Origin of the sequence: Macrococcus capreoli (genome assembly GCF_025628935.1) — a bacterium.
Lineage (GTDB): Bacteria > Bacillota > Bacilli > Staphylococcales > Staphylococcaceae > Macrococcoides > Macrococcoides capreoli.
In genome coordinates this window covers 115,365-140,167 of sequence record NZ_JAOTIS010000003.1, presented here as the reverse complement: position 1 = coordinate 140,167, position 24,803 = coordinate 115,365, and the positions used below count along the sequence as shown (strand labels likewise).

Genomic DNA, 24,803 nt, shown 5'->3' with positions numbered 1-24,803 from the left:
TTGGAAATGTTACAAACAATTAAAGGCAAGTTGAGTAGCTGTAAAAATGTATTTGTTGAACAATTTAAGAAAAAGGACGGATTTACTTTAATAGAAATGTTACTCGTACTTTTAGTGATTTCAGTATTAATTATTGTCATTATCCCGAACATCGCTAAACAATCAGATAATGTTCAAAATACGGGCTGTACAGCACAAGTAAAGATGGTTCAAGGACAAATAGAAGCTTATAAATTACAGCATGGTAACACACCATCAAATATTGAGGCATTAGTTCCTGAATTTTTAAAAGAAAATCAGGTGAAATGTAAAAATGGAGACCCAATTCAAATTCAAAATGGTGAAGCAGTGGCACAAAAGGCTTAACGGATTTAGTTATTTAGAATCCTTGCTCGTTCTATTTATTGTCACAATTATTATGATGATTGTTCTGGTAACACAGATGGATAACGCGAAACTAACAGATGAAGAAATCAATGATGAACTCATGTCATTATTGAATTACTATCAAACAAAATCTTATGAAACAGGTGAAGTCATCGTTGTTACGTTTCCGCCAGGGAAAGATACAGTGTATATTCGATCAGAACCACTTGGGATTAAAGCACAATATATTATGAAGAACGGCAAAATCTATGAAGGCAATGGAATGTCCAATACGGATATTATCTTTAAAAGTAACGGTGTAAAATCAGGTGGTACGATAAAATATCAATTGAATAAAACGATGTATCAAATTATTGTACAAATTCATAGAGGAAGAATGCGTATTGAGAAAGTATAAAGGCTTTGTGTTAATTGATAGTTTATTATCATTTTCAGTTGTTATGATTATCACATTAATGTTATTACCGATATATTATAAAATGAACGACACATATGAAAAGAAAAAACAGTCTTTAGAAGCATATCGGCTCGCTTATGTTGAAATCGTCATCAACGAAAGAGGGGGTTATATTGAAGGGGATAAGATCTGTTACAAAAAAGATCAAATCTACTGTATTTCAGCAAAGTAATGGGTTTACTTTAATCGAAATGATGATCAATTTATCCATATTAGTGATGATTTTATCATTATTACCTCTGATTTATATCCACCTTTTTCAATTAAGTGGGAAAAGCGTTGACCATTTCGATGTTAATCATGCGATGTTTTTAAGAGACATATATGAGGAACTGGAACATGCGGATTATATTGAAATAAAACAACAACAGTTATGGATTTACAAAGGAAAAGATGTTATTCAATATTTATATCATAACAATAGAATTGTCCGTAAATTAAATGGAACAGGATATGTTATTATGCTGGAGGGAGTCAATTATGCAACATTTAGAGAAGAAAAGAGCAGTGTCTACCTCTCCATTGAACGATACAGGAAAAGACTTGTCACGTTCAAAATTATCTGATGGTTTTGTATTTCCAACCATGCTTTTGCTACTCCTTATTACAGCAATGTTTTTAAGTTACTACAGTACGCGATTCATGTTAAAATTAAATACATTAGAAAATCTTGAAAACTATTATGTTAAAGAGATGAAAGAAGCTATTTCTAATAAGAAATAGCTTCTTCTGTTAGGGGGATGCATATGGCAGTCGTATTAATTGGTTTTATGGGTGTAGGCAAGTCGACGATCGGCCAACAACTTGCGAAGGTTTACAATAAGCCTTTTGTAGATTTGGATAGTGCAATTGTGAAACATGTAGGACTAGCGATTCCAGATATTTTTAAGCAAAAAGGAGAATCATATTTTAGGGCGATAGAGAGCGAATTGCTTGTGAAATTTATTGATCAGGATATCGTGCTGGCAACAGGTGGAGGAATTGTTGAAAACCCGAACAATTTAGGAATAATAAAAAAAAATAAATTGAATATATGGGTAGATACGAACATTAACACAGTGTATAATAGAATTGTTGGTGATTCCAATCGACCGAATGCAAATCAAAAATCTTTAGATGAAATAAAAAAATTGTACAACAACAGAATTTCACGTTATAATGAAATCGCATACATCAAGGTCGGTAATGATTCTGACGTGGATTCTTGTGTGCAAAAAATTCACAATCAAATAATTGCGGATGATGAAAATTAGAGAGAATGAACAATCATCGCCGAAGGGGCAAGCTATATAAACTCTCAGGCAAAAGGATAATTTTCGGACGTAACCCTGAAGAAATCAACAGGATAGCATAAGCTATGCTGTTTTTTAAATTTATTACTAGGAGGATAATCATGACTGAATTAAAGAAAACACCATTGTATGACAAATATATTGAAGATGGTGCAAAAGTAATTGACTTTTCTGGTTGGGCATTACCTGTTCAATTTTCAAGCATTAAAGAAGAACATATTGCGGTGCGTGAGAACGTTGGGATGTTCGACGTAAGTCACATGGGTGAAATCATTGTTGAAGGTGAGAATGCAGTTGCATATCTTCAAAATGTATTAACAAATGATATTACGAAAACGACAGATAGAAAAGCTCAATATACAATGATTTGTAACGAAAATGGTGGCGTCATAGATGATTTAGTTGCATACAAACTTGATGAAAACAAATATTTATTAGTAGTCAATGCTGGAAACACTGACATTGATTTCGAATGGTTACAACAACATGTTACTGAAGGCGTAACAGTTACTAATGTATCTAGCTCATACGGACAAATTGCTGTGCAAGGTCCAAAAGCATTAGAAATATTAAAAGATCAAGTGAAAGAAGATATTGCATCATTAAAAATGTTTGAATTCATTCAAAACGTTGAAATCTTCGGTAAAAACGTTATCTTTAGTCAATCTGGTTATACAGGTGAGCATGGTTTTGAAATTTATTGTGCAGCAGAAGATACTGTTGCGATTTGGGAAGGTTTATTATCTTTAGGTATCGTTCCTTGTGGATTAGGTGCACGTGATACGTTACGTTTAGAAGCGGCATTACCATTACACGGGCAAGACTTATCGACTGACATTACGCCTTACGAAGCGAAAATGGGCTTCAGTGTGAAATTAGATAAAGGTGAATTTATCGGACGTTCTGTGTTAGCGAAACAAAAAGAAGAAGGATTAACACGTAAATCAACTGGTTTAGAAATGTTAGAGCGTGGTATTGCACGTACAGATTACGAAGTACAAGATAAAGATGGCAACAAGATTGGTTATGTAACAAGTGGAACACAATCGCCATCTACTGGTCGTTCAATCGCATTAGCGTTAATTGATATTAAAGAAACAGAATTAGATAATGAAGTGTTTGTACAAGTGCGTAAAAAATTAGTGCCTGCGAAAGTAGTAAAAACACCATTCCATAAAAACTAAGGAGTTGTAAACATGAGTCATCGTTATATTCCATTAACTGAAACTGACAAGAAAGAAATGATGGATACGATAGGTATCCAGTCAATCGACGAATTATTCCAGGACATTCCTGAAAGTGTGCGTTTTAAAGGTGATTTAAACATTAAACAACGTAAAGCTGAAACGCCATTATTAAAGGAATTATCTGCTTTAGCGAGCAAAAATATTACAAGTGATACACATGCATCATTTTTAGGTGCTGGTGTTTATGATCACTATATTCCAACTGTTGTAGACCACGTTATTTCACGTAGTGAATTTTACACGGCATACACACCATACCAACCAGAAATTTCTCAAGGTGAATTACAAGCAATTTTTGAATTCCAGACGATGATTGCTGAATTAACTGGTATGGATTGTGCCAACTCGTCAATGTATGATGGTGGTACTTCATTTGCTGAAGCGGCTATGTTGGCTTGTGGACATACGAAAAAGAAAAAAATTATCGTTTCTAAAGCGGTAAACGATCAATCTCGTGCAGTGTTACAAACATATGCGACTGGTCAACATTTAGAAGTTGTTGAAATTGACTTGAAAGATACTGTGACTGATTTAGATGCTTTAAAAGCGGCGATTGATGAAGATACAGCATGTGTAATGGTGCAATATCCTAACTTCTTCGGAAGCATTGAAGATTTAGAAACAATTAAATCATACACTGAAGGTACAAAAGCATTATTCGTAGTATCAAGTAACCCAATGAGCTTAGCTTTACTTACACCTCCAGGTGAATTTGGTGCAGACTTAGTTGTGGGTGACGCGCAAGTATTCGGTATCCCTGCACAATTAGGTGGACCACACTGTGGATATTTTGCAGCAACAAGTAAATTAATGCGTAAAATGCCAGGTCGTTTAGTCGGTCAAACACAAGACAGTGAAGGAAATCGCGGATTCGTATTAACGTTACAAGCCCGTGAACAACATATTCGTCGTGATAAAGCGACATCAAATATCTGTTCTAACCAAGCATTAAATGCATTAGCAGCATCTGTAGCAATGAGCGCTTTAGGTAAAAACGGTGCTTATGAAATGGCAAACCAAAACTTGCAAAAAGCAAACTATATGAAAGAGAAAATGATTGCTGAAGGTTTCACTGTATTAGCAGGAACAACCTTCAATGAATTTGTCGTTAAATTTAACGCACCTATCGCTGAAATCAATGAAAAATTATTAGAAGATGGCTTTATTGGTGGATATGATTTAGGTCAAGTAGATAGCAAATTTGAAAATCATATGTTAATTGCTGTGACTGAGTTACGTACGAAAGAGGAAATTGATACATTTATAGCGAAAGTAGGTGTGTTCAATGCTTAAAGGAAGCTCTCCATTAATTTTTGAACGTTCAAAAGAAAATCGATTCAGTTATTCATTACCTGAATTAGAAGTTGAAAACAAAAAAGTTGAAGATATTTTAGATAGTAAATTTATTCGTAAAGAACGCGCGATGTTACCAGAAGTTGCAGAATTAGACTTAATGCGTCACTACACAGAATTATCGAATAAAAACCATGGTGTTGATTCTGGGTTCTATCCACTTGGTTCTTGTACGATGAAATACAATCCAAAAATCAACGAAAAAGTAGCGCGCATGGCTGGATTTGCAGCAGCGCATCCTTTACAAGATGAAAAAACAATTCAAGGTTCATTAGAAGTAATTTATGATTTACAGGAACATTTAAAAGAAATTACAGGTATGGATGAAGTAACACTTCAACCAGCAGCAGGGGCTCACGGTGAGTGGACTGCATTAATGATGATTCGTGCTTTCCACGAAGCTAATGGTGATCACAACCGTACGAAAGTTATCGTACCGGACTCAGCGCATGGTACAAACCCGGCATCTGCTACAGTTGCAGGATTTGAAACTGTCACTGTAAAATCAAATGAATTTGGTTTAGTAGATATCGAAGACTTAAAACGTGTAGTAGGACCAGATACGGCTGCTATTATGTTAACAAACCCAAATACGTTAGGTTTATTCGAAGAAGATATTTTAGAAATCCGTGAAATCGTGCATGCAGCCGGCGGTAAATTATACTATGATGGTGCGAACTTAAACGCAATCATGAGTAAAGTACGCCCAGGAGACATGGGATTTGACGCTGTACACTTAAACTTACACAAAACATTCACTGGCCCACACGGTGGTGGTGGACCAGGTTCTGGCCCAGTAGGTGTGAAAGCTGATTTAGTACCATTCTTACCTAAACCACATATCATTAAAACAGAAGATGGCTTTAAGTTTGATTATGACCGTCCACAATCAATTGGACGTGTTAAACCATTCTACGGTAACTTCGGTATTTACTTACGTGCATATACGTATATCCGTACAATGGGGCCAGACGGCTTAAAAGAAGCGTCTGAAGTGGCAGTATTAAATGCGAACTACATGATGAGAAGATTACAAGACTATTTCGTATTACCTTACGATCGTCATTGTAAACATGAATTCGTAATCAGTGGTTCTAAACAGAAGAAATTAGGGGTTAGAACGTTAGATATGGCGAAACGTCTGTTAGATTTTAACTTCCATCCACCTACAATCTACTTCCCGTTAAACGTAGAGGAATGTATGATGATTGAACCAACTGAAACTGAATCAAAAGAAACGTTAGATGCATTCTGCGATACGATGATTCAAATTGCTAAAGAAGCTGAAGAGAATCCAGATATTGTGTTAGAAGCACCTCATGATACTGTTATTGGTCGTCTAGATGAAACAATGGCAGCGCGTAAACCTGTATTAAAATACTCAGGATCAATTGAAAAATAACACTATATTTTAAAATAAATTTAAGCAGGACATCAAAAATATGTCCTGCTTATTTTTGATGGTATATAATTAAAAAACTAGAAGTATAATGATTTTTATTTATTATTCAAATCGATATATTTATTATATTAAATATAGACAACTAAAAGGCATCGGATAAATTCATCCGATGCCTTTTGGTTGTCTTCATATCTTCTTATTTTTTCGTTTTTAAATCATATGTCCAGTCTTTATAACCGTTTTTTAACATGTACATATCAGAATAACCATGTTTCTTTAACATACGTGCTGCACGATAACTTGAGATGCCATTTGCATCAACAAAATAAATCGGTTGATCTTTACGTAGTCCTAACATTCTAGAACGAAATACGGTCATTGGAATATTTCTAGCTCCGTTGATATGTCCGTAATCATAATCTGCTTTCTCACGTAAATCAATTACTTGTGCTTTTCTTAAGCCACTTTTAAAGTCATCTTGACTTAATTCTGTAACAGCTTTACGATTGATAGAGAAATTGATGAAAATATAGACAATCAAGGCAAGTAATATAATGCCTAATATAATCCAGGTTGTCATTTTAGAGTCCTCCTTTTGTAATCATAGATTTATTATAGTAATAATATGTTATGATTTCAAAGTTAATTTTATTTTATTTTGAATTTATATTAATGGAGTGTTAAATATGGATAAAGTAAATCAAGAAGAATGGTTATTTATTAATACGAAACAAAATGACCCTTATTTTAATATGGCGATGGATGAAGCATTGCTGAATTTCGTTGCTGAAGGGCAGTTACCGCCTGTTATTCGATTTTATGGCTGGAACCCAGCGACGCTTTCTATTGGTTATTTCCAAAAGCTAAAGAAAGAAATTGATATCGAAAAAGTAAAGGCAGAAGGATATGGTTTAGTTCGACGTGCAACAGGTGGTCGAGGTGTATTACATGACAAAGAATTAACATATAGTGTCATTGTACCGGAATCACATCCAGCAATGCCGCAAACAGTTACTGAAGCTTACCGTGTCATTTCGGAAGGGTTGTTAGAAGGATTTAAAGCACTTGGATTTGATGCATATTTTGCAATTCCAAAAACAGAAGAACAACGTGCGAAACTAAAAGATCCTAGAAGTTCAGTTTGTTTCGATGCACCAAGCTGGTACGAACTAGTAGTAGAAGGACGTAAAATAGCCGGAAGTGCACAAACGAGACAAAAAGGCGTTATTTTACAACACGGCTCTATTTTACAGTCGATTGATGTCGATGCGCTCTTTGATTTATTTATTTATGGTAACCCACGTTTAAAAGAAAAAATGAAACAAGCTTTTTATTCAAAAGCTGTAAGTATTCAGGATTTAACTGATAAAGAAATAACGATTGAAATGATGGAAGCAGCTTTCTACAAAGGATTTGAAAAAGGATTAAATATAAAACTTATTCCATATGAAGTGAACAAAGCTTTAATAGAAGAGACAGAAAAGTTAATTGAGAAATATAAAAGTGATGACTGGACGTATCGTAAATAACGAATTAATTGCCCCTCTGTACATGTGCTATGTGCAGAGGGGCAATAATTTATTGATTTCTATCGTGTATTAGTTTATTGCGTATTTAAAGTTTTCAATTGATCGATGGCTTGCTGCATCGACGCTTGTCCTTCTTTAACGAGCTTTTCATCTTTTTTGTCATAGCCTGACTCAATCTTTTCTATTGCATCCTGACTCATTTTATTAGCGGATTCAATTTGCTTGTGAATCGGTTCAAATGCAATAGGTGGACTAGCTTTCTTAAAATGCGCATCATACGTGTGTACAGCATCTTTAATGCGTTGTTTAACATCACTTAATTTGCTGCCGACTTCTTGATTATTAAAATCTACTAATTTATTTTCAATGTCAGCATAACTTTGAAATGCAATACCAATATCGCTCACATAACTTTTAAAGTGCTGTGTATATTCATCACTCGTAATCATTTTATCACCAGTTGTATGTTTTAGATCGCCTTCGAGGCTCGTTAAAGTATTATTTTTTGAAACATTTTTTGTTTTTTCATTATCTAATTGATTTGATAAGTTTTTTATTTCCTTTTTTAAATCACTTTTTTCTTGTGTTAATTGTTCAGTTTCTGATGGACCACATGCAGTTAATAAGATCCCAGTCGATAAAAGTAAAATTAATTTTTTCATTATAGCACGCCTCAATTCAAATATTTTCTACAACTATGGTAACATATAATTATTAGCTTAAAAATGATAAAAGAGAGAGAGTTGAATGAATTATGAAATTTGAGAAAGTGAATCAATTATTATTTGATAAAGGGTTAGATGCGATTATCATTTTATCTCCGTACAATCGACGTTATTTATCGGGATTTACTGGAACGAGTGGCGCATTGATGATTGCGAAAAATCAAAAGGTGTTATTAACCGACTTTAGATATATTGAACAGGCGACAAAACAAGCTTCTGATTTCAACATAGTGAAGCAACAACATTCGTTACTGCTTGATATGAAACAGTTACTTGAATCATCTGGTTTCAAAACAGTAGGTTTCGAAGGCGATTTAATTACATATCAGGATCATCAAGTTTTATCAAGCGAGCAGTATGAATTAGTGAACATCGCAGGTGAGATTGAACGTATTCGTATGATAAAAGAACCGCATGAATTAGAGATTATTCAGAAAGCAGCAGATATTGCTGATGCAACGTTTGATTATATTTTAGAAATAACTAAACCAGGAATGACTGAAATGCAACTCAATCATATGATGGAGATGAAAATGCGTGAATTAGGTGCAACAGGATCATCATTTGATACGATTGTTGCAAGTGGTGTACGTGGCGCATTGCCGCATGGCGTTGCAAGTGATAAAGTTATCCAGTCCGGTGAAATGATTACCTTTGATTACGGAGCAATTTACAATGGATACATTTCAGATATTACACGTACAATTGCTGTCGGTGAACCGAGCGAAGAAATGGTGAAAATATATAACATCGTGCTTGAAGCGCAAATGAAAGCACTCAATGAAGTGAAAATGGGCATGACAGGCGTTGAAGCAGATAAAATTGCGCGTGACGTAATTGCATCATATGGCTACGGTGAACAGTTTGGCCATTCACTGGGGCATGGTATTGGAATGGAAGTGCATGAAGGACCAATGCTTTCGATGAAATCGCCGCATACGTTAGAAGAAAATATGTGTGTCACTTTAGAACCGGGCATATATGTTGAAGGTTTAGGCGGCGTACGTATTGAAGATGATGTATTAGTTACGAAAAATGGTCTAAAGCGCTTTACACATTCAACAAAAGACCTTATTATTTTATAAGAGAGCTAATTAGGAGGAAATTTAATGATTTCAGTAAATGATTTTAAGACAGGATTAACAATTGAAGTAGATAACGGTATTTGGAGAGTTATTGAATTCCAACACGTGAAACCAGGTAAAGGTGCTGCATTCGTACGTTCTAAATTACGTAATTTACGTACAGGTGCGATTCAAGAGAAAACTTTCCGTGCAGGCGAAAAAGTAGGGAAAGCACAAATCGATAACAAACGTATGCAATATTTATATGCTTCAGGTGATCAACACGTATTCATGGATAATGAGACTTATGAACAATTAGAATTACCAGAAAGCACAATTGAATACGAATTAAAATTCTTAAAAGAAAACATGGAAGTTCACATTCAAATGTATGAAGGTGAAACGTTAGGTGTTGAATTACCAAACACTGTTACATTAGAAGTGACTGAAACTGAACCAGGTATTAAAGGGGATACTGCACAAGGTGCAACGAAACAAGCAACGGTTGAAACAGGTTACACTTTAAACGTGCCTTTATTCGTTAACCAAGGTGACTTATTGATTATTAATACAACAGACGGATCTTACGTTTCACGCGGATAATAAGTATGAGGCATGCACATTTTGCATGTCTTTTATTTTTTACTTGAATTGGTCTGACCACTAAGATAAAATAAATTAGTAACTAGTCTTAAAATCATGTATAAAAAGGGGTTTATTATGAAATTTGAAGATATAAAAAAACTCGTTGATTTAATCGACGCATCGCATACATTAACGGAATTAAATTTAGAACAAGAAGATTATAAAATTGTCATAAAAAAAGAAAAAGAAATTGTGCATGCACCGATGCAGGCAGTGTACGAAGTTCCTGCAGCGCCTCAGCAAGTAGCTCAACCCGTTCAACTACAGCAACAATCAGCTGCTGAAACAGTAAATGAAACAAGTAAGACAATCAATGCACCAATGGTGGGTACATTTTATAAATCTCCATCACCTGAAAGTGCACCTTATGTGGTCGTTGGTGATCAAGTTACGCCGGACAGCACGGTATGTATATTAGAAGCGATGAAACTATTTAATGAAATTCAAGCTGAAATTTCCGGTGAAATTATTGAAATTCTCGTTGAAGATGGACAAATGGTTGAATACGGACAGCCTTTATTTAAGGTGAAATAACATGAAGAAAGTTTTAGTTGCCAATCGTGGCGAAATAGCAGTGCGTATAATACGTGCATTAAAAGAACTGAACATTCAATCTGTCGCAATTTATTCGGAGGCAGACCGTGATGCCTTACATACACAAATTGCGGATGAGGCGTATTGTATAGGCCCTAAACAATCTAAAGATTCTTATTTAAATATACCGAACATCTTAATGATAGCCAGTTCAACAGGTTGTGATGGCATTCATCCTGGTTATGGCTTTCTAGCGGAAAATGCAAACTTTGCTGAGATGTGTGAAGCGTGTCAAATTAAATTTATCGGGCCGAGTCATTACTCAATTGCTAAAATGGGCATTAAAGATGTTGCAAAACAAGTCATGATAGACGCGCAAGTCCCGGTTGTTCCAGGTAGTAACGGTTTATTAGAGAATGTTGAACATGCATTACTACTGGCAAATCAGATGGGATATCCAGTCATTATTAAAGCGACGGCTGGAGGCGGTGGAAAAGGGATTCGCGTTGCACGTAACGACGAGGAACTGCGCAAAGGTTATTTAATGACAGAACAAGAAGCGGCAACAGCTTTTGGTAATCCCGGCTTATATTTAGAAAAATTTATTGAAGAATTTCGTCATGTCGAAATTCAAGTGCTTGCAGATCAATATGGTAAAGTGATTCATCTTGGTGAACGTGATTGTACAATTCAACGTCGTATGCAGAAATTAGTAGAAGAGTCACCTTCACCTGTACTTGATGAAGCGACACGTCAATCGATGGGACAAGCAGCAGTTCGTGCTGCAGAAGCGGTGCAATATGAAGGAGCCGGGACCGTGGAGTTTATTTATGATTTATCAACCAATGATTATTACTTTATGGAGATGAATACACGCATTCAAGTTGAGCATCCTGTCACTGAAATGGTAACAGGTATCGATTTAGTGAAATGGCAAATTAAGATTGCTTCCGGTGAACCTTTAACGTTGAGTCAGGAAGACATTACATTAACAGGGCATGCGATTGAACTACGTATTAATGCAGAAAACCCTTATAAGAACTTTATGCCATCACCAGGATTAATCACGCAATATGTAGTGCCAGGTGGATATGGCGTTCGTATTGATTCCGCATGTTATACAAATTATAAAATTCCGCCATTTTATGATTCAATGGTTGCGAAACTGATTGTCCATCAGCCGACACGTGAAGAAGCAATCGAATGTGCCAAACGTGCATTAGATGAATTTGTAGTGAGTGGTGTAGATACGACTATTCCTTTTCATATTGCACTGATGGAGCATCCGGTATTTAAATCTAATGATTACAGTACGAAATTTTTAGAACAAAATGAAATACTTTCATAAAAAAACGCTTATGCGTTTTTTTATTTTGCATTTAATATTATACTTAAAACATGTTATAGTATTAATATGAGATGGGAGGCATATATCAATGATTGAAACAAATAAAAAAGGTAATTTAGGTACAGTTGAAATAGCACCGAGCGTAATAGAGGTGATTGCTTCAATTGCTGTATCTGAAGTCAAAGGTGTATCACTTGTTCAAAAGAACAAATCTCTCGATAAACTAGGCGTTAAAAACCAAAAAGGTGTCAATGTAGATGTGAAAGAAGATGAAATCATCATTGATGCTTATTGCGCTTTCGATTACGGTACAAAGATTGCAAAAACAGCAACACAAGTGCAACAGTCAATAAAAAATGCATTAGGTAATATGACAGCATTAAGCCCGAAACAAATTAATATTCATATTGTAAATGTAAAATTTAAAGAAAATTAATTAGAGGATGCTTGCATCCTCTAAATTTTTGAAGGAGAACGTTATGTCAAGAACAGAGTCAAGACAACATGCAGTACAAATTTTATTTCAGCTCGAAACGAAAGAACACGATATTACGATTGAGGAGGCAACTTCATTTATTGTTGAACCTCCACTAAAAGATGACTTCTGTGCTTCAATCGTACAAGGCGTGAAAACAAATGAAACGGACATCGATGAAAAAATTAAACCGCATTTAAAACAATGGACGTTAGATCGTATTAACAAAATTGATCGTATTATATTAAGAATCAGTACATATGAATTGTTGTATACAGATGCACCTGAAAAAGTCATCGTGAATGAAGCGGTTAATTTAGCTAAAACGTATAGCGATGATGAAAGTTATAAATTTATAAATGGTATATTAAGTGAAATTATAAAAAATAAAGCGTAGTGATACTATGGAAAAATATTTATCGGTAAGTGCGTTAAGTAAATATATTAAAGTGAAGTTTGACCGCGATCCGTATTTACAGGAAGTATTCATTAAAGGTGAGTTATCGAATTACAAACGTCATTCAAGTGGTCATCATTACTTTGCATTAAAAGATAATGGCGCAGTTATTCAGGCCATGATGTTTAATAGAGATGCTGCAAAACTCAACTTTACACCTAAAGAAGGTGATAGCGTACTTGTGACAGGTCGTATCTCTACGTACGAAGCACGAGGTAACTATCAACTTTATGTTAATACGATGTCGCTGGATGGTATCGGCCAGTTATATGAGAAGTTTGAACAACTGAAAAAAGCATTTCAGGATAAAGGGTATTTTAATGCAGAACATAAAAAGCCGTTGCCGAAATATCCGAAACACATCGCAGTCCTCACTGCAAGTACTGGTGCAGCGATACAAGATATCAGAACGACATTAAACAACCGTTATCCGTTAGCAAAAGTGACTTATATATCCACTTTAGTGCAAGGTGCTGGTGCAAAAGAAGATATCATAAAAAATATTCAATATGCCGATTCTATCAATGCAGATGTGATGATTGTTGGCCGTGGTGGAGGATCAATAGAAGATTTATGGGCATTTAATGAGTCAGTCGTCGTAGAAGCGATTTACAACGCAAATACACCGATCATTTCAGCAGTCGGACATGAAACTGATACGACATTAGCGGATTTTGTCGCAGATTTTAGAGCACCTACACCGACTGGTGCTGCAGTGATTGTTACACCGGACATGAAATCATTATTTGAACAAATTACGAAAGCACGTGCATTTATGGATCATAAAATAAATACGATTTATCGTAGTAAAACACAACAGCTTACACAACTTGAGCACTATTATTTATTTAAAAATCCATATATGCTCATTGAACAAAAAGTGCAACGTATTGATGAATTACAGCAACAAATGAAATATAAAGTGAATGCTGTAATGCAAAGTCATCAACATAATGTGCAATCGATTGAACAGAAATTATCACCAAAAGTGCTACGAGATCTTGTACATCAACAGCAACGTCATGTACAACATCAACAAGAACAATTGAATCGATCAATAAAATATTTGATGTCAATGAAACAGTCATCTTTTCAATCGCGTCTTGCTTTACTCAGTAGTTTAAGTCCAACGGAAACGTTGTTAAGAGGATATAGTATTACTCGTCATAACGATTCGATTATCCATTCAATCGATCAGGTTGATATTGGTGATGAAGTTGAAATTGAATTAAAAGATGGCACATTAGCAACGCAAGTGATGCATAAGAAATAAATAGGAGTGGAGTTCATGGCTAAAGACTTTGAAGCAATGATGACGGAATTAGAACACATTGTGAAACAATTAGATAACGAGAATGTTTCTTTAGAGCAATCTATTCAATTATATGAAACGGGCGTTAAATTATCTAAAGCCTGTCAAGATAAACTCAAGGAAGCAGAGCAAAAAATTGCTAAACTTCAAGAGGCAGATAAAGATGAATAATGTTTATTTAGACCGTATCAATAATAATATCAATGCATTATATCAGGACGAAGCAGTTTCACCGCATTTAGCAGAATCAATTCGCTATTCTCTTCAAGCGGGAGGGAAACGTATTCGACCATTATTATTAATGACAACAATTGAAAGTCTGGGTGGAAATCCTGAACTTGGTATGCCTTTTGGATTGGCATTGGAAATGATTCATACGTATTCATTAATTCATGATGATTTACCAGCAATGGATAATGACGATTACCGACGCGGTAAATTAACGAATCATAAAGTGTTTGGTGAAGCGACGGCCATCCTCGCAGGAGATGCGTTATTAACAGATAGCTTTCAACTCATATTAAACAGTGACTATACAGATGTTATAAAAATAAAATTAATGTCACTTTTAACGAAAGCGGCAGGATCTCATGGTATGGTTGCCGGTCAAATGCTGGATATGGCAAGTGAAAATAAGCAAATTACACTTGAACAGCTGGAAACAATTCATCATCATAAAACGGGAGATTTAATTCATGCTGCGATTTATGCAGCAGGAATTATTGTATCCGTTGAAGAGAACACTTTAACTTTACTTGATAATATCGGTCGTAATATTGGACTTATGTTTCAAATTAAAGATGATATATTAGATGTTGAAGGTGAGTTTGAAAAGATTGGTAAAGCAGTAGGTAGTGATATTCAAAATGATAAAAGTACATATGTATCATTACTTGGTTTAGAAGCTTCCAAACAAAAACTTGAAACAATTTATAATGACACGATAGAACTTATAGAACGTGTAGCAATAAACAAAGCACCATTTAATGAACTATTACAATTTATCGTTCATCGAGACAAATAAAGCCTGTTGAAGGCTTTTTTTATTTTTCATGCATTCATAAACAATGATATAATAGAAAACATATTAAGTATAAGAGATGTAGGTGGGGAATTCATGGATGTATCGAAAATTAAAGATCCATCGTTTATAAAAGATTTAACGACTGATGAATTAATCGCATTAAGTCGTGATATCCGTCAGTTTTTAATAGAAAAATGTGCAGTTACAGGTGGGCATATCGGGGCAAATTTAGGTGTTGTAGAGCTTACAATTGCACTTCATAGAAGTTTTAATAGTCCGAAAGATAAAATTATATTTGATGTTGGACATCAGGCATATATTCATAAAATATTAACAGGTCGTGGGGATAAGTTTGATACGTTACGACAATATAAAGGTTTAAGTGGATTTCCAAAGTTAAATGAAAGTCCGCATGACGTATGGGAAGCAGGCCATTCATCGACGTCGCTATCAGCAGCGATGGGAATGGCAAAAGCACGAGATATTATGGGTGAAGATTATGATATCGTACCGATTATTGGAGACGGAGCGTTAACTGGTGGTATGGCACTTGAGGCGTTAAATCATATCGGTCATGATAAAACGAATATGACGATTATATTAAACGATAATGAAATGAGTATTGCGCCGAACGTTGGTGCGATGCATAATATGTTTGGACGTTTGCGCACAAATCAGAATTATAATCGCGCCAAAGTTGATATTGACGGCTTCTTGAGTAAATTACCTGGCGGACACAAATTACGTGACTCTGCTGATCGCATAAAGGATAGTTTGAAATACTTAGTGGTAACGGGTGTTTTCTTTGAAGAATTAGGGATTAAATATGTTGGACCAGTAGATGGTCATAATTACAATGACTTGAAAGAAGCGTTTGAAACATCTAAACGTATTAATGGACCTGTAATTGTTCATGTTATTACAAAAAAAGGAAAAGGCTATCACCCAGCAGAAAATGATAAAATAGGGACTTGGCATGGATTAGGACCGTATAAACTAGAGACGGGTGAACAAGTGAAAGGCAGTTCAAAAGCACCTGCCTGGAGCCAAATCTTTAGTGATACCGTTCAACAGTTCGCTGAAAAGGATAAACGCGTAGTAGCAATTACGCCGGCAATGCCCGTAGGTAGTAAATTGACCAAATTTCAAGTTGAATTACCTGAACAATTTTTTGATGTAGGTATTGCTGAGCAACACGCAGTCACAATGGCTGCTGGACTTGCTGCCAATGGAATGACACCTTATGTCGCAATTTACTCGACTTTTTTACAACGTGCGTATGATCAAATGTTACATGATGTTGATCGTCAAAATTTACATGTTGTATTTGGTATTGACCGATCAGGACTGGTTGGTGCTGATGGTGAAACGCATCAAGGCGTATTTGATATTCCATTCTTAAGTCATATGCCGAATATTACAATTATGATGCCAAAAGATGAAGACGAGGCCCGACATATGTTATATAGTGCGTTTTATGACTATAAAGGTCCAATCGCAATTCGTTATCCACGTGGTAATGGTATCGGTGTCGAAATGACATCAATGCAATCGTTACCTTATGGACAATGGGAGACATTACATGAAGGTGATGACATTGCTGTATTAAGTTTCGGTCCAACATTACAATTAATTGAAGAAGTGCGTGATGCGTTACTCAAAGAAGGTATTTCGATTGAAGTTGTAAATGCAAGATTTATTAAACCGCTTGATACAAACTACCTTGATAGATTAGCAATGCAGAATAAATCTATCATTACAGTTGAAGAATCGATGTTAAGTGGCGGTTTCGGTGCATTAGTCGTGAATTATTATAATCAGAAGCACCACTGTATGGATGTAAAGCGCATTGGAATCGATGATGAATATATTGAGCACGGGGATGTCGAATTATTACTAAATGACATTGGGATATCGAAAGCAAATATTATAAATGAAATTAAGCAAGCACTACAAAGACGACATGAAAAAAATTAGAATTGATGAATGGTTAGTAGCGCATGATTATTATGAGACGAAAGATGCAGCGATGAGAGCCGTGATGGCTGGCCTCATATTCAATGATAATATTCGCATCGATACAGCCGGTGAAAAGATTGACCCTGAAACTGCAAAAATAAGAGTTAAAGATAAAAGGAAAAAATTTGTCAGCCGTGGTGGCTATAAACTTGAGAAAGCAATTGATTATTTTAATTTAAATTTGAATGACGTAGTTCATTTAGATATAGGTTCCTCAACGGGTGGATTTACGGATTGTGCATTACAAAACGGTGCACAACATGTTTATGCACTTGATGTCGGAACGAATCAACTCGATTATCGTTTACGTATTCATGACAAAGTTACAGTCATGGAACAAACGAACTTTAGATACGTTACGAAAGCGATGTTTCAACCACTGCCGAATTTCATTTCGATTGATGTGAGTTTCATCTCATTATCCGTCATTCTTAATAAGCTTGTAGAAATCATTGAATCAGGGACGACTATCATTGCTTTAATTAAACCACAGTTTGAAGCGCGTTATGAATATGTAGATAAAGGCATTGTTCATGATAAACAAGAACATATTGAAGTCATTCAACACATGATTTCGCTATGTACCCGCTTAAATATTGCTGTTTGTGGTATTACATTTTCACCAATCACAGGGCAAAAAGGAAATATTGAATATTTATTACATGGTGTGTACATGCCACAATCAATAAGTGATATTAATATCCACTCACAAACATGGGATCTTGATAGCATTCAATCTGTCGTTGATCAAGCATTTAGCACATTAAATCATTAATCCACTGATAGATTATCAGTGGATTTTTTAATATACATAAAAAAATATGTGTGCTAAAATTATTTGTATAATTATACAGGTTGAGGGGGATGTCGTATGGCAAATAAAACGATAAGACAAATTAAGATTAGAGAAATTATTTCTAATCAACAAATAGAAACACAGGAAGATTTAGTAGAAAAACTAAATGAATATAATTTAAATGTTACACAGGCTACAATCTCTCGTGACATTAAAGAATTACAATTAATAAAAGTGCCAACGCCAAGTGGACAATATATTTATTCATTACCAAGAGATCGAAAATATCATCCGCTTGATAAATTAGGACGATATTTAATGGATTCATTTGTGAAACTCGATAGTGCCGAAAATTTATTAGTATTAAAGACGTTACCCGGTAATGCACAGTCTATCGGTGCAATTCTGGATCAATTAGAATGGGAAGAAGTTGTAGGTACAATTTGTGGAGATGATACATGTTTATTAATATGTAAAGATAAAAAAGCAGGAGAAGTAATTACTGAACGCATCTTTAACATGCTTTAATTGGAGGATATAATATGCTTTTGTCGTTATCGATAAAACAATTTGCAATCATTGAGTCATTAGAAATCGAATTAAAAGATGGATTGACGGTGTTAAGTGGCGAAACAGGTGCCGGAAAATCGATTATTATAGAAGCGATAGGTCAACTTATTGGTATGCGTGCCAGCCAGAATTTAGTGAGGCATGGTGAAAATAAAGCAACGGTGGAAGGAATTTTTGATATCGATCATAATCCACGTGTGAAACAATTATTAGTAGAACGTGATATTCCACTGGATGATTTCATGTTAGTGAAACGCGAAATTTTTAAGACGGGTAAAAGTATATGTAAAGTCAACAATCAGACCATTACATTAACTGAATTAAAGATTATTATGCAGGAACTATTAGATATTCATGGTCAGCATGAAACACAAGTGTTGCTTAAACCGAAATATCATTTAACTTTATTAGATGATTATGCTAAAGGACAGTATGATGAAGTACTTGAGCGTTATAAAGCAACTTATCAACAGTTTGTATTAAAGACAGCTGAGTTGAATAATTTACAACAGAAAGATGAGGAGTTACTACAACGTCTCGATTTAATAAAATATCAACATAAAGAATTAAGCGAGAAAAAGTTAATCGCTACTGAAAAAGAGACACTTTCAGAAGAAATCAATCGATTACAAAATTATGAAAAATTAAATGATGCATTAACGAAGGCCGTTAATTTATTGAGTGATGACAATCAGCTATTAGATTTATTATTTGAATTTAATGCGTCACTTAAAGATATTGATGAGATTATTCCAAATAAATTTAACAAGACGCTCGAAGATTCAGAAGGATTATATTATATATTAGATGATGCAAAACATGCGTTGCATGATGCTATGACGCAAAATGAATACGATGAAAATGAACTCAACCAGTTAGAAACACGAATGAATGAAATTCAGTTTCTGGAACGTAAATATGGTAAACCATTACCAGATTTAATACCGTTTATCGATGAATTAGAAAAAGAGATTAATGTGATTGAAAATATTGAAGAGTCAACTTCTCAATTGACACAGGAAATTGAAAGGATTCAATTAAAATTAAATCAACTTGGCACAACATTAAGTAAAGCAAGACGTCAAGTGGCTCAAAAATTACGCAATGAAATATTGGATGAAATTCATAATCTTGAGATGAAAAGTGCAAACTTTGAGATGGCATTTACTAAAACAGAGCCGACAGCTACAGGTATCGAATCATTAGAATTTATGATAAGCCCGAATAAAGGTGAACCGTTAAAGCCACTTGAAAAAATTGCATCGGGTGGTGAGTTAAGTCGTATGATGCTTGCACTCAAAAGTATCTTTGCTGAAACGAAAGGTAAAACTGCGATATTATTTGATGAAGTAGATACGGGTGTATCAGGAAAAGTAGCACAAAAAATGGCAGAAAAAATGTATGATATATCTACCCATATCCAGGTCATCTGTATTTCGCACTTACCGCAAGTTGCTGCGATAAGTGATCATCATTTATATATTGAAAAAATAGAGCAAGACGATCGAACGACGACACGGGTGACAGAACTGGACGGTGAATCACGCGTGAGAGAAGTAGCACGTATGATATCTGGGGTAGAAGTGACGCCACTTACATTAGAACATGCTGCAGAACTCATTAATCAAAACAAGAAATAAATATAAAGGGATGAAGATTCATGGTACTAAAAGTTGCAATCGTAGAAGATTCAAGAGAACTTGCGGTAACAATAAAAGCACATCTTGAAAAACATAATATACAAGTTGTTGCAATGAGTCATAATGGCAAAGACGCGTTGAATATGATTCAAACCTATGAGTTTGACTTATTGTTACTTGATTTAATTTTACCGCATATAGATGGTATCACTTTATTAAAAGATTTCATCCCAAATAATCATCAGTACAAAATTATTTGCCTGAGTGCCTTTGGCAAAGATTCAGTGTTGTCAGAAGCACTTGATTCCGGAGCGGATTACTTTATTTTAAAACCAATCAATTTTGATAATTTTGTCAGTCGGATTTATCAAATATGTAACATCGATGAACATGCAATGACGCAAAACAAATTAGAACAACTTGGGTTTAATATGAAGCATAAAGGCACACGCTATATATTAGATGCTTTAGAAATTCTTTCGATTAGATCGGAACAAACCCGACAAATGAAAGTGCAGTTGACGATAGATTTATATCCAAAAATAGCAGAAAAAAATAATGTTAAAAATGCGAATGTTGAACGCTCAATAAGACACGCGATTGAAAAGGCATGGGAAAGTAAATTGCAACAAATAATGCAAAAGCGTGGTATTGTTAATAGACCGACGAGTGGTGAATTATTAGATTTTCTCATGGAGGATTATCATGACTAAAATTATTGGGCATAGAGGATATGCAGGGCTATATCCAGAGAATACGATGTTGAGCTTTATTAAAGCATATGAGTATGGAGCTGATGGTATTGAGTTGGATATTCATTTAACTGCTGATCAAGAAATTGTAGTAATTCATGATCCGACTTTAAATCGAACGACAAATCAAAAGCGTAAAGTCAATGATTTAACGCTGTATGACATTAAAAGTGCGCGCATTAAACATGGTTTATTTAACGTGACTGATGAACAAGTACCTACATTAAAAGAAGTAATGGATTGGATTGTAACAACTCCGTTACTATTAAATATTGAAATAAAAGGCGAAACTGAAGGCGCGTTGGAGCATGCACTCGTAGATTTATTACAACAGTATAATATGAAAGAACGTATTATCATATCAAGTTTTAATTTAGAAAGTTTATTAAGAATGGAACAATTGGATCCAACTTATCATACAGCGTTATTAACAGATAAAGCTTTAGGTGAGCCTTGGATGTATATGGAATCTCATGGAATAAATTCAGTACATCCATATGGGAAGACGTATAAAAACGAAACAGAACGTCATCAAGTTGTAGCATATAATTTACCAGCGCGCGTGTATACGGTAAATAAAGAGAAGGATATCGTATTCTGGTTAGAAGAGCAACTGGATGCGATTATTACGGATGAAGTAGAACGCGCGGTTAAACTTAAACAAGCGTATATCAATCGTGAATCACGTAAAGTCGAGAAAAAGAATGAATAGATTTAAATAAAGACGAGTGTCAATCAATTTTATGATTGACGCTCGTCTTTTTTATAGAACTTATTTTGAGCACGTTTATTTTTCTTCTCAATGTGAAGGATATATCCTCCAACAAAGCTTACACCGAAACACATTAATATAAAACCAATGAGAAATTGTAACCAAATAAAATGAAGTTCAGGAACTAATAGACCGAATACAGCATCCCGCATCCATTTGATGCCTAAACCTGCAAAGTATATTGGAATGACTAGCACCATGAGTGCAATTATTTTTTTCATTAATATCACCTACCTATTGCATTATACCAAAAAAAGTGTGAAATATTAATAATATCTTTTTATTATTTTGATATAATAAATGCAAAAATATGATATAAGAAGTATTAATTTCAAAGGTATAAAATCAGTAAAATGTAAGCGCTTTAGCGATTTAAAGTCATAATAAAATAGTGATTATCGATAATAAAAAGACGGAATCCGAAATATATCTTTCTTGAGAATACATTTGTATAAAAATATTTGTTTTATAAACATAATATTTAAGGTAAAATAGAAGATGTTAAACCTATAATTATTTTATGAAAAGGGGAAATAAAATGATTTTTGAAACATTAGAGCAATATGATTACGAGCAGGTCGTATTCTGCCAGGATAAAACAAGTGGATTAAAAGCGATTATCGCGATTCATGATTCAACACTAGGACCAGCATTAGGGGGCTGTAGAATGTGGCCATATGAATCAGAAGAAGCTGCAATAGAAGATGCATTAAGATTAGCGCGCGGGATGACGTATAAGAATGCAGCAGCAGGATTAAACTTAGGTGGCGCGAAGACAGTAGTTATCGGTGATCCGAAGAAAGATAAATCTGAAGCATTATTTAGAGCATTAGGCAGATATATTCAAAGTTTAAATGGACGTTATATTACAGCAGAAGACGTTGGAACGACTGTTACAGATATGGATACGATTCATGAAGAAACGGACTTTGTTGTCGGATTATCAGAAAGTTACGGCTCAAGTGGGAATCCAAGTCCGATGACAGCATTAGGTGTATACCGTGCGATGAAACGTACAGCGAAAGAAGCATTTGGAGATGATAGTTTAGCAGGTAAGACGGTTTCAGTTCAAGGGGTAGGGAATGTGTCTTATACATTATGTAAGTATTTACATGAAGAAGGTGCGAAGTTAATTGTAACGGATATTTTCCAGGAATCAATTGATAGAGCTGTCAATGACTTTGGTGCAACAGCAGTGAAGCCGGATGAAATATATTCAGTTGAAGCGGATATCTTTGCACCATGTGCATTAGGAGCGATTCTTAATGATGAAACAATTCCACAATTGAAGGTGAAAGCAGTATGTGGATCATCGAATAACCAGTTGAAAGACATGGAAAGACACGCAGCAATGCTTAAAGAAAGAAATATTATCTATGCACCTGACTTTGTTGTAAACTCTGGTGGAGTTATAAATGTAGCTGATGAATTAAATGGCTATAACCAAGACCGTGCGACGAAGAAAGTTAATGAAATTTACGATCAAATGGATAAAGTGTTTGAAATTGCGAAACGTGATAATATTACGACTGCACTTGCAGCAGAGCGTTTAGCTGAAGAAAGAATTGATCAGATGATGCGTGTGAGAAGCACGTTTAGTATGAATGAACATTCTTTAATTTCAAGAAGAAATGGATAGTGATGTGAGGTACACCTGAGACGGGTGTACCTTTTTTGTGTGGCAGTAAGGTGGTTGGGGTGAGTGAAATTGGTGAAACACCAATTTCGGAAGTGTTTGGGATTAGTAAAATTGGGGGATCACCAATTTCGGTAGTGGATGGTGTGAGTGAAATTGGGGAAACACCAATTTCGATAGTGGATGGGGTGAACGAAATTGGAGTATCACCAATTTCGAATACAAATGCCTACTCGAATTTAGTGATAACACTATAAAATTCATTAATATTACCATCCACAATAAATTGTGCTATACTCATATCACTAAAGTGAGGTAGAGATAAGATGATAAAAGCATATGAATTTGCGCAAGTCATGAACAAAGTTAACCAACTACTAAAGATTTACAAGACAAACGATCCCACAACAAATAAAGCGCAAAAGGATATAATTTTAGATGAAATACGTGCAATTTTTATCGTGAATGATATCGATGCGAGCGAATATGTCGCTAAACTTGATGATATTAGACTTTCTAAAACTAGAGCGTCAATGATTATTTCTGAAATGAAACAATTTGTTGAACCGTTTGAAATGCCATCTGCTAAACAAATTGAGAAGTTATTTAAGAAAGTAAAGAAATTAAAGACGCCAAGTAGTGATCAGTATGATCTTAAGATGATGTCCTATTTAGGATGGAACGATAGTGCTGCGAATCGAAAATATATTGTCTATAAAGATATAGATGGTTCTTTTAATAGCATGTATGGGGAACTTGCTCCAACAAAAGTAAAAGGTTTTTGTTCTATTTGTCAGCATGAATCAGATGTATCGTTATTCCTGAATAAGACGAAAGCAAATAGCGATGGTACATACACGAAAAAAGGGGACTATATTTGCCACGATAGTAATGTGTGTAATCAACATTTAGACGATATTGAAAAATTATATCGTTTTGTTCATAAAATAAAGTAAGCGTCGCATTCGACACTTACTTTTTTTGATTTATATATTTTTTTCTTTTAATAATTAAATAAATCGTATAGCAATTTAATACTATGAAAGTAGCAAAAATGACTAACGAAAATGTACACGCTATTCTTGCCCATGTCTCATCTCTAGTTAACAATGTATGAATATTGACTATCACGAAACCGATAGAAATTAAAAGCGAAATGATTGGCGCTACTAAATTCATATTTTCCAAGTGCGGATTTTTGAAGGAAATATATTTCAAAATAAACACCATCCTTTATCATAATAATATCAATTAGAAGTTTGATGTGAGGTTATTACGATTTATATATTTTCTTTTAAGATAAATGTAAATATTAGTAAAGAAATGCCTTTGTGATATTTCTTTGTAAATATAAATAATATTTTTGT

General features: G+C 34.7%; 31 protein-coding genes and 1 riboswitch. Of the genes, 28 read left to right on the top strand and 3 right to left on the bottom strand.

Annotation, left to right across the window (positions count from 1 at the left end; genetic code table 11):
• Positions 1-6 precede the first annotated feature (6 nt).
• From comGC to gcvPB, 9 genes are all read left to right on the top strand, one after another.
• Complete coding sequence (gene comGC / locus OCL94_RS03605; protein ID WP_411268469.1) at positions 7-366, top strand: competence type IV pilus major pilin ComGC; 360 nt, start codon at positions 7-9, stop codon at positions 364-366.
• A complete protein-coding gene (locus OCL94_RS03600) occupies positions 314-784 on the top strand; it encodes a type II secretion system protein (RefSeq protein WP_262994658.1) in 471 nt (156 codons plus the stop codon). The genes comGC and OCL94_RS03600 overlap by 53 nt, the downstream gene beginning before the upstream one ends.
• On the top strand, positions 771-1,016 hold the full coding sequence (locus tag OCL94_RS03595) for a type II secretion system protein (protein WP_262994656.1): 246 nt from the start codon (positions 771-773) through the stop codon (positions 1,014-1,016). The genes OCL94_RS03600 and OCL94_RS03595 overlap by 14 nt, the downstream gene beginning before the upstream one ends.
• Positions 922-1,410, top strand: a complete 489-nt coding sequence (comGF, locus tag OCL94_RS13270) for a competence type IV pilus minor pilin ComGF (RefSeq protein ID WP_411268468.1) — start codon at positions 922-924, stop codon at positions 1,408-1,410. Before OCL94_RS03595 ends, comGF begins: the two co-directional genes overlap by 95 nt.
• A complete protein-coding gene (locus OCL94_RS03590) occupies positions 1,325-1,567 on the top strand; it encodes a hypothetical protein (protein ID WP_262994654.1) in 243 nt (80 codons plus the stop codon). The genes comGF and OCL94_RS03590 overlap by 86 nt, the downstream gene beginning before the upstream one ends.
• 23 nt (positions 1,568-1,590) lie before the next feature.
• Positions 1,591-2,097: a shikimate kinase gene (locus OCL94_RS03585; protein WP_262994652.1), complete on the top strand. Its 507-nt coding sequence runs from the start codon at positions 1,591-1,593 to the stop codon at positions 2,095-2,097.
• Positions 2,084-2,167: riboswitch (glycine riboswitch) on the top strand. It overlaps the preceding gene by 14 nt.
• 67 nt (positions 2,168-2,234) lie before the next feature.
• Positions 2,235-3,320 (top strand): glycine cleavage system aminomethyltransferase GcvT, encoded by a 1,086-nt coding sequence (gcvT, locus tag OCL94_RS03580; protein WP_262994774.1) that lies wholly within the window; start codon positions 2,235-2,237, stop codon positions 3,318-3,320.
• Between the two features lie 12 nt (positions 3,321-3,332).
• Positions 3,333-4,676, top strand: a complete 1,344-nt coding sequence (gcvPA, locus tag OCL94_RS03575; protein WP_262994650.1) for an aminomethyl-transferring glycine dehydrogenase subunit GcvPA — start codon at positions 3,333-3,335, stop codon at positions 4,674-4,676.
• Positions 4,669-6,138, top strand: a complete 1,470-nt coding sequence (gene gcvPB, locus OCL94_RS03570) for an aminomethyl-transferring glycine dehydrogenase subunit GcvPB (RefSeq protein ID WP_262994647.1) — start codon at positions 4,669-4,671, stop codon at positions 6,136-6,138. Before gcvPA ends, gcvPB begins: the two co-directional genes overlap by 8 nt.
• Positions 6,139-6,334: 196 nt before the next feature.
• Here gcvPB and OCL94_RS03565 read toward each other — a convergent pair whose 3' ends face one another.
• The gene (locus OCL94_RS03565) at positions 6,335-6,718 is read right to left on the bottom strand and encodes a rhodanese-like domain-containing protein (protein WP_262994645.1); all 384 of its coding nucleotides are present in this window, start codon (positions 6,716-6,718) and stop codon (positions 6,335-6,337) included.
• Positions 6,719-6,824: 106 nt separating this feature from the next.
• On the opposite strand from OCL94_RS03565, the gene OCL94_RS03560 reads away from it, so the two are divergent.
• Positions 6,825-7,667 carry a lipoate--protein ligase family protein gene (locus OCL94_RS03560; RefSeq protein WP_262994643.1) on the top strand — a complete coding sequence of 281 codons (843 nt, stop codon included), beginning with the start codon at positions 6,825-6,827 and terminating at the stop codon, positions 7,665-7,667.
• 74 nt (positions 7,668-7,741) lie between these two features.
• On the opposite strand, the gene OCL94_RS03555 is transcribed toward OCL94_RS03560, so the two are convergent.
• The gene (locus OCL94_RS03555) at positions 7,742-8,329 is read right to left on the bottom strand and encodes a SadB/YajI family lipoprotein (protein ID WP_262994641.1); all 588 of its coding nucleotides are present in this window, start codon (positions 8,327-8,329) and stop codon (positions 7,742-7,744) included.
• An 89-nt stretch (positions 8,330-8,418) separates the two neighbouring features.
• Here OCL94_RS03555 and OCL94_RS03550 point away from each other — a divergent pair, with 89 nt between their 5' ends.
• The 15 genes from OCL94_RS03550 to OCL94_RS03480 all read left to right on the top strand — a co-directional run bounded on the left by OCL94_RS03550 (position 8,419) and on the right by OCL94_RS03480 (position 21,740).
• On the top strand, positions 8,419-9,477 hold the full coding sequence (locus tag OCL94_RS03550; RefSeq protein WP_262994772.1) for a M24 family metallopeptidase: 1,059 nt from the start codon (positions 8,419-8,421) through the stop codon (positions 9,475-9,477).
• A gap of 24 nt (positions 9,478-9,501) precedes the next feature.
• Positions 9,502-10,059, top strand: coding sequence for an elongation factor P (efp, locus tag OCL94_RS03545; protein WP_233680328.1), 558 nt, complete (start codon positions 9,502-9,504; stop codon positions 10,057-10,059).
• 117 nt (positions 10,060-10,176) lie between these two features.
• Positions 10,177-10,635 (top strand): acetyl-CoA carboxylase biotin carboxyl carrier protein, encoded by a 459-nt coding sequence (gene accB / locus OCL94_RS03540; protein WP_262994636.1) that lies wholly within the window; start codon positions 10,177-10,179, stop codon positions 10,633-10,635.
• 1 nt (position 10,636) lies between these two features.
• On the top strand, positions 10,637-11,983 hold the full coding sequence (gene accC, locus OCL94_RS03535) for an acetyl-CoA carboxylase biotin carboxylase subunit (RefSeq protein WP_262994634.1): 1,347 nt from the start codon (positions 10,637-10,639) through the stop codon (positions 11,981-11,983).
• An 88-nt stretch (positions 11,984-12,071) separates the two neighbouring features.
• Positions 12,072-12,419: an Asp23/Gls24 family envelope stress response protein gene (locus OCL94_RS03530; protein WP_262994632.1), complete on the top strand. Its 348-nt coding sequence runs from the start codon at positions 12,072-12,074 to the stop codon at positions 12,417-12,419.
• Between the two features lie 43 nt (positions 12,420-12,462).
• A complete protein-coding gene (gene nusB / locus OCL94_RS03525; protein WP_262994630.1) occupies positions 12,463-12,855 on the top strand; it encodes a transcription antitermination factor NusB in 393 nt (130 codons plus the stop codon).
• A gap of 7 nt (positions 12,856-12,862) precedes the next feature.
• Positions 12,863-14,188, top strand: a complete 1,326-nt coding sequence (gene xseA / locus OCL94_RS03520) for an exodeoxyribonuclease VII large subunit (protein WP_262994629.1) — start codon at positions 12,863-12,865, stop codon at positions 14,186-14,188.
• 15 nt (positions 14,189-14,203) lie between these two features.
• Positions 14,204-14,398: an exodeoxyribonuclease VII small subunit gene (locus OCL94_RS03515; RefSeq protein ID WP_262994626.1), complete on the top strand. Its 195-nt coding sequence runs from the start codon at positions 14,204-14,206 to the stop codon at positions 14,396-14,398.
• Positions 14,391-15,251: a polyprenyl synthetase family protein gene (locus OCL94_RS03510; RefSeq protein WP_262994624.1), complete on the top strand. Its 861-nt coding sequence runs from the start codon at positions 14,391-14,393 to the stop codon at positions 15,249-15,251. The genes OCL94_RS03515 and OCL94_RS03510 overlap by 8 nt, the downstream gene beginning before the upstream one ends.
• A gap of 93 nt (positions 15,252-15,344) precedes the next feature.
• A complete protein-coding gene (gene dxs, locus OCL94_RS03505; RefSeq protein WP_262994622.1) occupies positions 15,345-17,228 on the top strand; it encodes a 1-deoxy-D-xylulose-5-phosphate synthase in 1,884 nt (627 codons plus the stop codon).
• Positions 17,215-18,045: a TlyA family RNA methyltransferase gene (locus OCL94_RS03500; protein ID WP_262994620.1), complete on the top strand. Its 831-nt coding sequence runs from the start codon at positions 17,215-17,217 to the stop codon at positions 18,043-18,045. The genes dxs and OCL94_RS03500 overlap by 14 nt, the downstream gene beginning before the upstream one ends.
• 96 nt (positions 18,046-18,141) lie before the next feature.
• The gene (ahrC, locus tag OCL94_RS03495) at positions 18,142-18,594 is read left to right on the top strand and encodes a transcriptional regulator AhrC/ArgR (protein ID WP_262994618.1); all 453 of its coding nucleotides are present in this window, start codon (positions 18,142-18,144) and stop codon (positions 18,592-18,594) included.
• Between the two features lie 14 nt (positions 18,595-18,608).
• Entirely contained in the window at positions 18,609-20,276 is a 1,668-nt protein-coding gene (gene recN / locus OCL94_RS03490) for a DNA repair protein RecN (protein ID WP_262994616.1), read from the top strand.
• A 20-nt stretch (positions 20,277-20,296) separates the two neighbouring features.
• Positions 20,297-20,989 carry a response regulator gene (locus OCL94_RS03485; protein WP_262994614.1) on the top strand — a complete coding sequence of 231 codons (693 nt, stop codon included), beginning with the start codon at positions 20,297-20,299 and terminating at the stop codon, positions 20,987-20,989.
• Entirely contained in the window at positions 20,982-21,740 is a 759-nt protein-coding gene (locus OCL94_RS03480; RefSeq protein WP_262994612.1) for a glycerophosphodiester phosphodiesterase family protein, read from the top strand. The genes OCL94_RS03485 and OCL94_RS03480 overlap by 8 nt, the downstream gene beginning before the upstream one ends.
• 29 nt (positions 21,741-21,769) lie before the next feature.
• On the opposite strand, the gene OCL94_RS03475 is transcribed toward OCL94_RS03480, so the two are convergent.
• Complete coding sequence (locus tag OCL94_RS03475) at positions 21,770-22,021, bottom strand: DUF2627 domain-containing protein (protein WP_262994610.1); 252 nt, start codon at positions 22,019-22,021, stop codon at positions 21,770-21,772.
• 317 nt (positions 22,022-22,338) lie between these two features.
• Between OCL94_RS03475 and OCL94_RS03470 the strand changes: the two genes are divergently transcribed.
• The 3 genes from OCL94_RS03470 to OCL94_RS03460 all read left to right on the top strand — a co-directional run bounded on the left by OCL94_RS03470 (position 22,339) and on the right by OCL94_RS03460 (position 24,392).
• A complete protein-coding gene (locus OCL94_RS03470; RefSeq protein WP_262994608.1) occupies positions 22,339-23,439 on the top strand; it encodes a Glu/Leu/Phe/Val dehydrogenase dimerization domain-containing protein in 1,101 nt (366 codons plus the stop codon).
• Positions 23,440-23,498: 59 nt separating this feature from the next.
• On the top strand, positions 23,499-23,693 hold the full coding sequence (locus OCL94_RS03465; RefSeq protein ID WP_262994606.1) for a hypothetical protein: 195 nt from the start codon (positions 23,499-23,501) through the stop codon (positions 23,691-23,693).
• 69 nt (positions 23,694-23,762) lie between these two features.
• The gene (locus tag OCL94_RS03460) at positions 23,763-24,392 is read left to right on the top strand and encodes a FusB/FusC family EF-G-binding protein (RefSeq protein ID WP_262994603.1); all 630 of its coding nucleotides are present in this window, start codon (positions 23,763-23,765) and stop codon (positions 24,390-24,392) included.
• The last annotated feature ends 411 nt before the right edge of the window (positions 24,393-24,803 follow it).

Coding starts and splice junctions, on each gene's coding strand:
- comGF (WP_411268468.1), top strand. CDS start 922: ATGTTGAAATCGTCATCAACGAAAGAGGGGGTTATATTGAAGGGGATA.
- OCL94_RS03560 (WP_262994643.1), top strand. CDS start 6,825: ATGGATAAAGTAAATCAAGAAGAATGGTTATTTATTAATACGAAACAA.
- dxs (WP_262994622.1), top strand. CDS start 15,345: ATGGATGTATCGAAAATTAAAGATCCATCGTTTATAAAAGATTTAACG.
- accB (WP_262994636.1), top strand. CDS start 10,177: ATGAAATTTGAAGATATAAAAAAACTCGTTGATTTAATCGACGCATCG.
- OCL94_RS03475 (WP_262994610.1), bottom strand. CDS start 22,021: ATGAAAAAAATAATTGCACTCATGGTGCTAGTCATTCCAATATACTTT.
- comGC (WP_411268469.1), top strand. CDS start 7: ATGTTACAAACAATTAAAGGCAAGTTGAGTAGCTGTAAAAATGTATTT.
- OCL94_RS03515 (WP_262994626.1), top strand. CDS start 14,204: ATGGCTAAAGACTTTGAAGCAATGATGACGGAATTAGAACACATTGTG.
- OCL94_RS03585 (WP_262994652.1), top strand. CDS start 1,591: ATGGCAGTCGTATTAATTGGTTTTATGGGTGTAGGCAAGTCGACGATC.
- OCL94_RS03555 (WP_262994641.1), bottom strand. CDS start 8,329: ATGAAAAAATTAATTTTACTTTTATCGACTGGGATCTTATTAACTGCA.
- ahrC (WP_262994618.1), top strand. CDS start 18,142: ATGGCAAATAAAACGATAAGACAAATTAAGATTAGAGAAATTATTTCT.
- efp (WP_233680328.1), top strand. CDS start 9,502: ATGATTTCAGTAAATGATTTTAAGACAGGATTAACAATTGAAGTAGAT.
- OCL94_RS03480 (WP_262994612.1), top strand. CDS start 20,982: ATGACTAAAATTATTGGGCATAGAGGATATGCAGGGCTATATCCAGAG.
- nusB (WP_262994630.1), top strand. CDS start 12,463: ATGTCAAGAACAGAGTCAAGACAACATGCAGTACAAATTTTATTTCAG.
- OCL94_RS03530 (WP_262994632.1), top strand. CDS start 12,072: ATGATTGAAACAAATAAAAAAGGTAATTTAGGTACAGTTGAAATAGCA.
- OCL94_RS03565 (WP_262994645.1), bottom strand. CDS start 6,718: ATGACAACCTGGATTATATTAGGCATTATATTACTTGCCTTGATTGTC.
- OCL94_RS03460 (WP_262994603.1), top strand. CDS start 23,763: ATGATAAAAGCATATGAATTTGCGCAAGTCATGAACAAAGTTAACCAA.
- xseA (WP_262994629.1), top strand. CDS start 12,863: ATGGAAAAATATTTATCGGTAAGTGCGTTAAGTAAATATATTAAAGTG.
- OCL94_RS03485 (WP_262994614.1), top strand. CDS start 20,297: ATGGTACTAAAAGTTGCAATCGTAGAAGATTCAAGAGAACTTGCGGTA.
- OCL94_RS03500 (WP_262994620.1), top strand. CDS start 17,215: ATGAAAAAAATTAGAATTGATGAATGGTTAGTAGCGCATGATTATTAT.
- OCL94_RS03590 (WP_262994654.1), top strand. CDS start 1,325: ATGCAACATTTAGAGAAGAAAAGAGCAGTGTCTACCTCTCCATTGAAC.
- gcvPB (WP_262994647.1), top strand. CDS start 4,669: ATGCTTAAAGGAAGCTCTCCATTAATTTTTGAACGTTCAAAAGAAAAT.
- accC (WP_262994634.1), top strand. CDS start 10,637: ATGAAGAAAGTTTTAGTTGCCAATCGTGGCGAAATAGCAGTGCGTATA.
- OCL94_RS03470 (WP_262994608.1), top strand. CDS start 22,339: ATGATTTTTGAAACATTAGAGCAATATGATTACGAGCAGGTCGTATTC.
- recN (WP_262994616.1), top strand. CDS start 18,609: ATGCTTTTGTCGTTATCGATAAAACAATTTGCAATCATTGAGTCATTA.
- OCL94_RS03600 (WP_262994658.1), top strand. CDS start 314: ATGGAGACCCAATTCAAATTCAAAATGGTGAAGCAGTGGCACAAAAGG.
- gcvPA (WP_262994650.1), top strand. CDS start 3,333: ATGAGTCATCGTTATATTCCATTAACTGAAACTGACAAGAAAGAAATG.
- OCL94_RS03510 (WP_262994624.1), top strand. CDS start 14,391: ATGAATAATGTTTATTTAGACCGTATCAATAATAATATCAATGCATTA.